General features: G+C 72.1%; 6 protein-coding genes and 5 pseudogenes. 8 read left to right on the plus strand and 3 right to left on the minus strand.

Features of this window, described 5'->3' with window-relative positions:
• Nucleotides 1-287 precede the first annotated feature (287 nt).
• A pseudogene (locus EES41_RS38340) lies at nucleotides 288-569 on the minus strand (sensor histidine kinase); the annotation flags it as partial.
• A gap of 17 nt (nucleotides 570-586) precedes the next feature.
• Between EES41_RS38340 and EES41_RS38345 the strand changes: the two are divergent.
• The 3 pseudogenes from EES41_RS38345 to EES41_RS38355 all read left to right on the plus strand — a co-directional run.
• A pseudogene (locus EES41_RS38345) lies at nucleotides 587-1348 on the plus strand (amino acid permease); the annotation flags it as partial.
• A gap of 211 nt (nucleotides 1349-1559) precedes the next feature.
• Nucleotides 1560-3709, plus strand: a pseudogene (gene kdpB / locus EES41_RS38350) (potassium-transporting ATPase subunit KdpB).
• Between the two features lie 334 nt (nucleotides 3710-4043).
• Nucleotides 4044-4775: pseudogene (locus tag EES41_RS38355) on the plus strand (amino acid transporter); the annotation flags it as partial.
• 7 nt (nucleotides 4776-4782) lie between these two features.
• Here EES41_RS38355 and EES41_RS38360 read toward each other — a convergent pair.
• Nucleotides 4783-5421 (minus strand): SRPBCC family protein, encoded by a 639-nt coding sequence (locus EES41_RS38360; RefSeq protein WP_254211876.1) that lies wholly within the window; start codon nucleotides 5419-5421, stop codon nucleotides 4783-4785.
• Nucleotides 5422-5431: 10 nt separating this feature from the next.
• Between EES41_RS38360 and EES41_RS38365 the strand changes: the two genes are divergently transcribed.
• The 4 genes from EES41_RS38365 (at nucleotide 5432) to EES41_RS38380 (ending at nucleotide 9972) form a co-directional block, all read left to right on the plus strand.
• The gene (locus EES41_RS38365) at nucleotides 5432-6331 is read left to right on the plus strand and encodes a helix-turn-helix domain-containing protein (protein ID WP_123083159.1); all 900 of its coding nucleotides are present in this window, start codon (nucleotides 5432-5434) and stop codon (nucleotides 6329-6331) included.
• A gap of 191 nt (nucleotides 6332-6522) precedes the next feature.
• A complete protein-coding gene (locus tag EES41_RS38370; protein WP_123083160.1) occupies nucleotides 6523-7506 on the plus strand; it encodes an SMP-30/gluconolactonase/LRE family protein in 984 nt (327 codons plus the stop codon).
• A gap of 33 nt (nucleotides 7507-7539) precedes the next feature.
• Nucleotides 7540-8445, plus strand: coding sequence for an MBL fold metallo-hydrolase (locus EES41_RS38375; protein ID WP_214352917.1), 906 nt, complete (start codon nucleotides 7540-7542; stop codon nucleotides 8443-8445).
• An 81-nt stretch (nucleotides 8446-8526) separates the two neighbouring features.
• Nucleotides 8527-9972, plus strand: a complete 1446-nt coding sequence (locus tag EES41_RS38380) for a carboxylesterase/lipase family protein (RefSeq protein WP_123083161.1) — start codon at nucleotides 8527-8529, stop codon at nucleotides 9970-9972.
• 15 nt (nucleotides 9973-9987) lie between these two features.
• Here EES41_RS38380 and EES41_RS38385 read toward each other — a convergent pair.
• Nucleotides 9988-10899, minus strand: a pseudogene (locus tag EES41_RS38385) (diaminopimelate decarboxylase); the annotation flags it as partial.
• 170 nt (nucleotides 10900-11069) lie between these two features.
• On the opposite strand from EES41_RS38385, the gene EES41_RS38390 reads away from it, so the two are divergent.
• The gene (locus EES41_RS38390) at nucleotides 11070-11582 is read left to right on the plus strand and encodes a universal stress protein (RefSeq protein WP_254211877.1); all 513 of its coding nucleotides are present in this window, start codon (nucleotides 11070-11072) and stop codon (nucleotides 11580-11582) included.
• The last annotated feature ends 8 nt before the right edge of the window (nucleotides 11583-11590 follow it).

An 11590-nucleotide genomic window follows, 5' to 3' on the forward strand; every position in this document is an offset into this window, starting at 1 on the left:
AGGACGCGCGGCCTTTCAGAGGGCCGGGCGGACAGCGGGCGGCGCCGTCGGCCGCACCCGATTCGGTGGCCGATCGTCGTGGCGCGGACCGCTGTTCATGACTCGATCCCAGCGCATCGCAGGTGTGGCGGGCAAGTCCGCGGACGTTCCTTGACGACCTTCTGATGCCCGCCCGTCAGGGCGGCGTCAAGGATCGGTTCTGTGCGGAAGGAACCCGTCAAGGGGTGCCGTCCCGGTCGTCCGCCCGGCGCACACTGATCGTGCGACGGGGCCGGATCCGTACGGGGTCAGGTGACCGCCGAGGTCGGGAGTTCCGCGCTGACCGGGGAAGCGCTGCCCGCCATGCGGAGGGTGACGACCATGGTGAGGCCGCCGCCGGGGGTGTCCTCGGCGGTGAGGGTGCCGCCGATGGCCTCCGTGAAGCCGCGGGCGACAGCGAGGCCCAGACCGACGCCGGCGCCCCGAGGGGCATCGCCGTGGCGTTGGAAGGGCTCGAAGATCCGGTCCTTGGCCTCGTCCGGGACCCCGGGCCCGCGGTCGACGACCCGCAGTTCGACGCGGTTGCCGAGGTCGCCCTCGGCGCCCTGCTCTGGCGCTCGTGTCGGCCGCCCTGCTCGTGTTCTCCGGAGGCGACACCAACACCCTGGTCCCGCTCTTCGCCATCGGCGTCTTCGTCGGCTTCACCATCTGCCAGGTCGGCATGGTCCGCCACTGGCACGGCGAACGCCTCAAGGGCTGGCGGGCGAAGGCCGCCCTCAACGGCCTCGGCGCGCTGCTGACCGGTGTCTCCGCCGTCGTGGTCACCGCCACCAAGTTCACCGAGGGCGCCTGGCTGATCGTCCTCGCCCTGCCGCTGCTCGTCCTCGGCTTCGAGAAGATCCGCCGTGCCTACGAGCAGATCGGCGAACGCCTGGAACTCGGCCGCATCCCGCAGGCACCCCACAGCTCCCGCTCCCTGGTCGTCGTACCCGTCTCCGGGCTGTCCCGGCTCACCTGCCGGGCGCTCACCGCCGCCCGCTCGCTCGGCGGCGAGGTCCTCGCCGTGACCGTCACGCACTCCGCTCCGGAGGACCGGCGGGCAGCCGAAGCGCTGCGCCGGGACTGGGAGCTGTGGAAGCCCGGTGTGGAGCTGACCGAGATCACCTCGCAGAGCCGCTCGCTCGGCCGGCCCGTGTCGGCCTACGTGCGCGAGCTGGCCCGGACACACCCGGACGCGCAGGCGACCGTCCTGATCCCGGAGACGGAACCCGCCCACCTGTGGCAGCGGATGCTCCAGAACCAGCGCGGCTCCGTCGTCGCCCACGCCGTGCGCCGCGACACCGACGACGCGCCCTTGACGGCGATCTGACGCGCGTCGTGCGCCGCCGTCAAGAAGGTGCCAATTCCCCCGCCCACGCGGGTCATCACCCACCAACGGGCAGTAGTTTCCTGCCTGTTGCGCCGCCGGGGACCTCGATCACTCACATGACGGCCGAGGGGGTCCGTGCGAGACGGTCCCCGGCGGCGAACCCCCAGAACCCCCCTCTCCAGCTCCGTTGATCTCGTCAGAAGGTCGCCCCATGTCTCCCGCAGCCGCCCAGCACGAACCCCCGGGTCTCGGCACCCCTCCACGGACTCCGGCCGGCCGTCCGTCCCGGAAACGCTCCGGCCCTGTGAACGTGCTGGAGCCCGAACTCCTCGCCACTTCGGCCCGGGAGGCCGTCACCAAGCTCCACCCGCGCGAACTGGTCAAGAAGCCGGTGCTGTTCGTCGTCGCCGTCGGATCGGCGCTGACCACCCTCTCGGCGCTGATCCACCCCTCCGTCTTCACCTGGGTGATCAGCGTCTGGCTGTGGCTCACGGTTCTCTTCGCCAACCTCGCCGAGGCCGTCGCCGAAGGCCGTGGCCGCGCCCAGGCCGAGTCGCTGCGCAAGGCGCGCACGGACACGGTCGCGCTGCGCCTGAACCACTGGACGTACGGCGCGAACCTTCGCCGCGCCGAGACCGAGGTGGTCACCCCGGCCGAGCTCCAGCCCTTCGACTTCGTGCTCGTCGAAGCCGGCGAATCCATCCCGGCCGACGGCGATGTCGTCGACGGCGCCGCGATGGTGGACGAGTCCGCCGTCACCGGCGAATCGGCCCCGGTCCTCAGGGAATCGGGCGGCGACCGGTCCTCGGTGACCGGCGGTACGACGGTCCTCTCCGACTCGATCGTCGTCCGCGTCACCTCGCGCCCCGGGAACAGCTTCATCGACCGCATGATCGCACTGGTCGAGGGCGCGTCCAGGCGGAAGACCCCCAACGAGATCGCGCTGAACATCCTGCTGGCGGCCCTGACCGTGATCTTCATCCTGATCGTGGTCAGCATCCAGCCGATGGCCGCCTACGCGGGCGCCGCCCAGTCCACGACGGTGCTGGTCGCCCTCCTCGTCACCCTCATCCCCACCACGATCGGCGCCCTGCTCTCGGCGATCGGCATCGCCGGCATGGACCGGCTCGTCCAGCGCAACGTCATCGCGCTCAGCGGCCGCGCCGTCGAGGCCGCGGGCGACGTGAACACCCTCCTCCTCGACAAGACGGGCACCATCACCCACGGCAACCGCGAGGCCGCGGCCTTCATCCCCCTGCCCGGGACCGACCACACCAGGCTCGCGGACGCCGCCCAGCTGTCCTCCCTCGCCGACGAGACCCCCGAAGGCCGCTCCGTCGTCGCTCTGGCCGGGCGGTACGGACTCCAGCCGGCCGCCGCCGAGGACCTCAGCAACCCCGCTTCACCGAGTTCAGCGCCCGCACCCGGATGAGCGGCGTCAACCTGAGCTGGGACAACGGCGCCGGCTGCGCCATCCGCAAGGGCGCGGTGGTCGAGGTCATGGACTGGGTGGCGATGCGAGGGGGGACCGTACCGGCGGAGGCCGCCGCATGGTCCGCCCAGGTCTCGCGGTCCGGCGGGACCCCGCTGCTGGTGGCGGTCCACGACTGGGACGGGCCGCGGGTGCTCGGCATCATCCATCTCAAGGACGTCGTCAAGGACGGCATCCGGGAGCGCTTCGCGGAGCTGCGCGCCATGGGGATCCGTACGGTCATGGTCACCGGCGACAACGAGCTGACGGCCCGCGCCATCGCCGCCGAGGCGGGCGTGGACGAGTACCTCGCGGAGGCCACTCCCGAGGACAAGATGGCCCTCATCAAGCGGGAGCAGGCGGGTGGCAAGCTCGTCGCGATGACCGGCGACGGCACCAACGACGCCCCCGCGCTCGCGCAGGCCGACGTCGGCGTGGCGATGAACACCGGCACCTCGGCCGCCAAGGAGGCCGGGAACATGGTGGACCTCGACTCCAACCCCACCAAGCTCATCGAAATCGTCGAGATCGGCAAGCAGCTCCTCATCACCCGCGGCGCCCTGACCACCTTCTCGATCACGAACGACGTCGCCAAGTACTTCGCGATCATCCCGGCCATGTTCACCGCGGCCTACCCCGGCCTGGGGGCCCTCAACATCATGGGCTTGAGCAGCCCGACCTCCGCGATCACCTCGGCGATCATCTTCAACGCCCTGATCATCGTCGCGCTCATCCCGCTCGCCCTGCGCGGCGTCCGCTACAAGCCCGCCTCCGCGCACGACCTCCTGCGCCGCAACCTCGGCGTCTACGGCCTCGGCGGTCTGGTCCTGCCCTTCGTAGGCATCAAGCTCATCGACCTGCTGGTGTCCACGGTCCCCGGCCTCGGCTGATCGTCCGATCGGGACTCCGCTGGTTCGTCCGCGTTGAGGACGCGTCAGTATTGGCGCACACACGTGCAAAAAGGATCTCGCTGCGTACGCTGACTCAGCCGTCGGTGCCGATGGCTGATTCTTTTCCGTACGACAGGAGCCCCACGATGGCCCCCCTGCCCGCTCCTCGCGTCTGCGCGCGTGGATGCTGGAAGGCTTGACAGCCGAGAACAGTTCGCCTGCCGCCAAGGAGGCGGCTGCCCAGCCCCACGGCCGGCCGTGGTGGCGGGTCATGTGCCTGACGGGCCTCGAATACTTCTCCACCCTCGGCTACCAGCCCGGCATCGCGTTCCTGGCGGCGGGTCTGCTGTCGCCGCTGGCGACCATCGCGGCCGTCGCCGTGACCATCGCGGCCCGCCGGGCGGGGGAGCGCGGCTGGACGATCGGCTTCGGCATCATCTCGGCCGTCTTCATCTACACCACGGCCGTCAACGTCGTCGAACGCCCCGACGGCGTGAAGATCGGTGCCTGCTTCATCGGCGGCATCATGGCGCTCTCGCTCCTGTCCCGCCTCGCCCGCGTCTTCGAACTGCGCGTCACGGACGTGGAGCTGGACGACATGGCGCAGCGGTTCATCCGCGACACCGCCAACCGCACCATCCGGTTCATCGCGAACGAGCCCGACAACCGGGACCGGGCCGAGTACCGCGAGAAGGTCGAGCAGATCCGCGCGGACAATGACATCCCGGCCGGCGACGACGTCATATTCGTCGAGGTCACGGTTCTGGACGCCTCCGAGTTCGAGTCCGGCATGCGGGTGCGCGGCGAAGTGCTGCACGAGCGCTACCGCGTCCTCACCCTGGAGAGCTCCAGCATCCCCAACGCGCTCGCCGCCCTGCTGCTGCACGTCCGCGACGAGACCGGCCAGCGCCCCCACATCTACTTCGAGTGGACCGAGGGAAACCCCATGGCCAACTTCTTCCGGTTCTTCCTCTTCGGCCAGGGCGAGGTCGCCCCCGTCACGCGCGAGGTCATCCGCGAGGCCGAACCCGACCGCACCCGCCGCCCGCACATCCGCGCCGGCTGACCTCGGATCAGGCCTCTTCGGCGATCCACCGGGCGAGGGAGACCAGGGTGGCTTCGACGCTGTCCGTCATGTAGTCGCGGAGTGCGTCGAGATCGCCGCGGGTGGTGCCCAGCACCGGGTCGAGGCGGAGGAGTTGCCAGGACTGCTCGACGACGGTTCCGCGTCCCCGGGGGTGGAACGTCCAGCTCCACCGCACGATGCCGGCCTCGGCGCCGCCGACCACGAAGGTGAAGGCGTCGCCGGGGTCGGCCCGTACGACCTGGGAGCGGGTGGTCCATTGCCTGCCGTCCTTCCGATTGAGGCCGCTGAACCAGGCGCCGACCCGGGGGCCGGCGCCCTGGTCGAACGTGACGTCGGTCGCGTTGGGGCTCCAGCGGCCGATCGCGGACACGTCACTGACCAGGTCATAGACCCGGGCGGGTGCGGCATCGACCCATGCGCGCCGGGTGAAGGCGAAGGCCGATGCGTCCAGAGCCTCGAAGCGGTCGTGTTCGCCGGTGGTGGCGCTCAAGGCGTCCTCCTGGGTGGTGCGTGCGGGATGGTGCCGGGTCGGCGACACCCACGTCATCACCAGTCCTGCCGGGGAGCCAGACCCGCTGGTGCCTATCCACAGCTGGGGCAGGTTGTGCGTTTCGCGTCGGCCCATACTCGGATCCATGACCGGAAAATCGCAGCTCGGGGACTTCCTGCAGGCGCGGCGCTCACAGCTGCGTCCCGAGGATGCCGGGGTGCCCACCTATGGGGAGCGTCGGCGCGTGCCGGGTCTTCGGCGCGAGGAGTTGGCGCTGCTGGCGGGGGTGAGCGCCTCCTACTACACCCGGCTGGAACAGGGGCACTCGCTGAGCGCGTCGTCCGAGGTGCTGGACGCGATCGCCGGGGCTCTACGGCTGGACGAGTCCGAGCGGCGGTACCTGCACGACCTGGTCCGGGCGGACAGGCATCGCACGCGGGGCCGGCGGCCCGCGCCGGAGCGTGTGACGGAGGCGACGGCTCAGTTGCTGGACGTGCTGGCGGACGTTCCCGCGCTCGTGCTCGGCCGGCGCAGTGACGTGCTGGCGTGGAACCGCCTGGGTCACGCGCTGTTCGCCGGGCACCTGGACCGTGGCGCCCCGGACCTGTCGGGGCAGCGTCCCAACATGGCCAGACTGGTGTTCCTCGACGGTCATACCCGCGACCTGTACGCGGACTGGCCGAGCAAGGCCAGGGCGGTGGTGGGGAACCTGCGCCTGGTGGCGGCCCAGCACCCCCAGGACACCGCGTTGCACGCACTGCTGGGTGAACTGAGCGCCAAGAGCCCGGAGTTCTCCTCGATGTGGGCCGACCACCGGGTCAGGGCGTGCACCGTCGCCACCTATGAGATGCGGCACCCGCTGGTCGGCCCGCTGGCCGTCGTTCAGCAGACCCTGAGTCACGGACCGGGCCCCCACACGGTGGTGGCCACCACGGAGGCGGGCTCGCCCTCGCGGGCCGCGCTCGCCCTGCTCGCCCGGGCCGTCACCCAGGACACCGGCGCCCCCGACCCGGCGCGGACGGGGCCCCGGGCCGCCACTGCCTGACCTCTGACCTCGCACCACGTCACGGGGCGCTCGGCCGACCGCGGCGAGCACCCGTCCCCACCCGGAACGGCCGACGACCGGCCACCGCCCGGGAGCGGTCCCGGGGCCGCACGGCCCCCGAACCGGCCCGTCCCACCCAACCCGTGCGTCGGCGCATCGCTGCCGCATGCCCGAAAACCAGTGGAGGAACCATGTTCAAGAAGCTCTCCAGGTCTGCTGTGCCGGCGGCCGTCCTTGTCGCGGCGGCTGCCGCAGCGCTCGCTCCGGCCTCGGCCTCGGCGTCGGCGTCGGCGTCGGCCGAGTCCGCCCCCCTGAGCAGCGCGCGGATCGCCGCGCATTTCGACCTGCCCAAGGGGCAGACGCCGGAGAACCTCGCCCCGGCACCGGACGGCGCCGTGTACGTCACCTTCGCCAAGGCCCGCCAGATCGCCAAGGTCTCCCCCAACGGCACCACCCGGATCCTCGCCACCCTGCCCGAGCCCGCCGACGGCGGTGTCCACACACCGGCCCTGGGCTTCCCGCTGACCACCGGCATCGTCCGGGCCCACGACGGCACGCTGTACTTCCTGTACGCCACCGGCACCCCCGACCTGACCGGCGTGTGGCGGCTTCGTCCCGGCGGCCGACCGCAGCGGATCGCCGCACTGCCCGCGAACGGCCTGCCCAACGGCCTGGCCCTGGACCCGCGCACCCGCACCCTCTACGTCACGGACTCCGTGCTGGGCACCATCTGGAGCGTGCCCACCACCGGCGGCACCCCCACCGCCTGGTCCACCGCACCCGAGCTGGCCTCCACCGGCTTCCTCGGCGCCAACGGCCTGAGGCTCCACAACGGTGCGGTGTGGGCCACCAACCTCGACAAGGGCACCGTACTGCGCGTCCCCGTCCTCCCGGACGGTCGCGCCGGCCGTGTCCGGACCGCGGCCACCGGCCTGCCGGGCATCGACGACTTCGCCTTCACCGGCCGCGGCGACCAGCTGCTCGCCGCCCTCAACGGCCCCGGCCAGGTCGTGCTCGTCCGGCCCGGCGGCAGCCACTCCATCGTGCTGACCCAAGCCGACGGCCTGCGGAACCCCACGTCCATCGCCCTGCGCGGCAACACCGTCCACGTGACGAGCGCCGCCTACGTCACCGCCCAGGACCCCAACCTGCTCCTCGCCCACCTGAACCGCTGAGCGCCGCGGGCACGCACCGAACGGAGAACCACCATGCAGGACACCCACGAGATCACCCTGGGCGATGTCACCATCACCCGCATCGAGGAGATGCACGGGCCGATCATGCCCACGGACCAGTTCTTCCCGGACCTGCCCGAGCAGGCGTGGAAGGACCAGCGTGCCGTGCTCGTGCCCGACCACCTGGGCCCCGACGACCCGATGGTCCATGTCGCGATGCAGACCTGGCTGCTGCGCAGCGAGGGCAGGACCATCCTGGTCGACACCGGCGTCGGCAACGACAAGACCCGCCCGGCCGTCGCCGCGTGGGACCACCTGCGGCTGGACTACCTCGGCAACCTCGCGCGCGCCGGTGTGCGGCCCGAGGACGTCGACCTGGTGGTCAACACCCACCTGCACGTCGACCACGTCGGCTGGAACACCCGCCTGATCGACGGCGACTGGGTACCCACGTTCCCGAACGCCACCTACCTGATGCCCAAGGCCGACTTCGAGTTCTGGAACCCGGCGAACAACCCGGACATCACCGGCGGCGTCAACGAGAACGTCTTCGAGGACAGCGTCGCCCCCGTGCACGCCGCGGGTCAGGTGCGGCTGTGGGAGGAAGGCCACACCATCGACGGCAGCCTGCGTCTGGAAGCGGCCCCCGGCCACACGCCCGGATCCAGCGTCGTCGCGCTGACCTCCGGCAGCGACCGGGCGCTGTTCGCCGGCGACCTGATGCACACCCCCCTGCAGGTCACGCACCCCGACCACAACAGCTGCTTCTGCCAGGACCCGGCCCAGGCCCGCGCGACCCGCCGCAGGCTGCTCGGCTGGGCCGCCGACACGGGCGCCCTCGTCCTCCCCGCCCACTTCAGCGGCCACAGCGCCCTGGAGGTCGAGCACGGGGGCAGCGGATTCGTGATCAAGAAATGGGCGCCGATCACCCGGTACTGACCCCGATTCCACCCCGCCGCCGGTCCGGCCACGCCGGAGCGGCGGCGCCCACACGAGCGACCAGCAGCCAGGAGACCACAGATGGCACCCGCCGATCCCGCCACCGTCACCACCACCTCGGGCCCCGTCCGCGGTCGCCGCCACGGACACGGGACCGTCTTCCTCGACGTGCCCTACTGCGCACCGCCCGTCGGCCGCGGGCGTTTCGCCGCGCCGAGCCCGCACCCGCGGTGGACCGGGATCCGTGACACCACGCGGCCCGGACCGACCGCGCCCCAGCCCGCCCGGGACTCCTTCGGCACCCTCGACATGTCGCCCAACTTCGGCCCGGGCTGGCAGCGCGGCGACGACTACCTCACCGTCAACATCTGGGCCCCGCGGCCGGATGGACCGCCCCGGCCGGTGATGGTGTTCGTGCACGGCGGAGGGTTCGTCGCGGGCTCCGGCCGTGCACCGCTCTACGACGGCACGGCCTTCGCCCGCGACGGCGTCGTGCTGATCACCGTGAACTACCGCCTGGGCATCCCCGGTTTCCTGCACCTGCCCGACGCCCCGGACAACCGTGGCATGCTCGACGTCCTGGCCGCCCTGCACTGGATCCGGGGAAATGCCACCGCCTTCGGCGGCGACCCCGAGAACGTGACGCTCTTCGGCCAGTCCGCCGGAGCCGTCATCGTGGGCGGCGTCCTCGCCGACCCGGCCTCGGCGGGCCTGTTCCGACGGGCGATCATCCAGAGCGGCAGCGGCACCGGCGCCTTCACCCCCGACCAGGCCGGCATCGTCACCGCGGCGGTCGGGCGCCGGCTGGACCTCGAACCCACCGCCAACGCCCTGGCCGACATACCCGACGAGCACCTCGTCGCGGTCACGGCCGGCCTGACCGGCTTGGACCTGCGCACCCCCACCCACCACGACCCGCTCGGCGGGATCACCCCCTTCAGCCTGGTCGGCGAACACCAGCCGGCCACCGCGGTCGCCGCCGGCCAGGGAAACGAGATCGACCTGCTGATCGGCGCCAATCGCGACGAGGGCGCCCTCTACCTGGCCCCGTCGGGACTTCTCGCGAGCACCACCGATGCCGATGTCCGGGACACCGCGGCACAGTTCCACCCCGACCCCGACGAAGCCGTCCGTGACTACCGGACGCGGTACCCGTCCGCCTCAGCCGCCGACCTGCGCACGGCCATCCTCGGCGACGGGCTGTTCACAGCCGGCACCCGGCGGATGGCCGCCGCACACGCGAGCGCCGCGGCCGGACGGACGTACTGCTACGCGTTCGACTGGCGCTCCGACGCGATCGACGGACAACTGGGCGCCAGCCACGTCATGGAGTTGCCGTTCGTCTTCGACCGCCTGTCCCTGCCCTCGCTGCGCGGCCCGCGAGGGCTCCTCGGCAACGCCCAACCGCCCGCTCCGCTCGCCACCCGTATCCACCGGTCGTGGATGCGGTTCGCCGAGACCGGCGATCCCGGCTGGCCCGTCCACGAACCGGCCGGGGGCCACGTCCAGCACATCGGCGTCGCCTGACACGCCTGGATGCCCTCAGATGCCGATGTCCCGGCTCCGGTAGTCATCCAGGGTTTCGCGCCGGACGAGGAGCCGGGCCGTGCCCTCGTGGACGGCGACGACGGCGGGGCGGCCGACCAGGTTGTAGCCGGAGGCCATGGACAGCCGGCAGGCACCGGCAACCGGTACGGCCAGCAGGTCACCGGGGCGGACGTCGCCCGGCAGCCGGACGTCGGAGGCGAGGACGTCGCCCGCCTCGCAGTGCCGGCCGACGACCGTGGCCGTACGGGGCCCGGCCGCCGAGTGGCGACCGACGAGCCGGGGCGCGTACCGCACCCCGTACAGCGCCGGCCGCGGGTTGTCGCTCATGCCGCCGTCCACGGCGACGAACACCTTCTCGCCGGTGTGCTTGACGGTGAGCACCTGGTAGAGCGCGACACCGGCGGGGCCCACGACAGCCCGTCCGGGTTCGACGGCGAGCCGGGGCACGGGCAGTCCCGCGGCGGCGCAGCCGTCGACGAGTTCCGTACGCAACCGCCGGGCGAGCGAGGTGAGGTCGAGGGCGGCCTCGCCGGGCCGGTAGGCGACGGCGTGGCCGCCGCCCATGTCCAGCTCGGGCAGGACCACGCCGTGCGCGTCGCGGACGCGGGCCATGAGCCCGATCATGCGGCGCAGGGCGACCAGGTAGGGCTTCACCTCGGTGATCTGGGAGCCGATGTGGCAGTGCAGCCCTGTGAGTTCGAGTCGCGGCTGGCCCAGGATCCGGGTGATGGTGTGCTGCGCGCCGCCGTCGGTGAGGGAGAGCCCGAACTTCTGGTCCTCCGTACCGGTGCGGATCTTGTCGTGGCCGCCGGCCGAGACACCCGGGACCACCCGGACCATGACCTTCTGGCGGCCGCCCGGTCCGACGGCGGCCGCGATGCGGGCCATCTCGGACGGGTTGTCGAGGCCACCGGCCCACTCCATACGCGTCACTGACGGCAGGACCTGGAGGCCATCAGGAGTGCGTCAGGGTCGTGGGCCTCCCCGCCAGAGATCCGTCAGGGACATGGCTCCGCCGTGCCTCGCGGCCTTTCCATGGGGGCCGGTGAGTGGATGCCGCGGAGAGGGAGCAGGGCGTGCGAAGAGTCGTGGTCGGCGTGACCGGCACCCTGGGGAGTCTGGCCGCCCTGCACAGGGCGGCCGCGAAGGCCCGCGTACGCGATGCGGAGCTGAGGGTCGTCCTGGCGTGGCAACCACCGGGCGGCGAACTCGGCAGCCGGAACGGCCTCGGCCCCTCCGTCCTGGCGGAATGCCGTACGGCCGCCGTCGAGAGACTCCGCGAGGTGCTCGACACGGCGTTCCGTGCGGCGAAGCCCGGAGTCACCCTCGCGGGCCTCGCCGTACGGGGCACCCTCGGCGCCGCCTTGGTGGACTCCGCCCGTGGCGTGGAGGACCTCTTGGTCGTCGGCACCGGCTCGCGTGCCCCGTTGCGCCGCCTCCTGCGCCCCTCGGTGGCCCGCTACTGCCTCGCGCACGCAGCCTGCCCCGTACTCGTCGTGCGGCCCTCGCCCCTACAGATCGAGCTGGGCGCCGTGCACCGCCGCAACTTCTGGAGGATCCCCCTGGATCCGAGGGAGCTGACCCCGTGAGCCGGTCT

Source organism: Streptomyces sp. ADI95-16, assembly GCF_003721495.1.
GTDB lineage: Bacteria > Actinomycetota > Actinomycetes > Streptomycetales > Streptomycetaceae > Streptomyces > Streptomyces goshikiensis.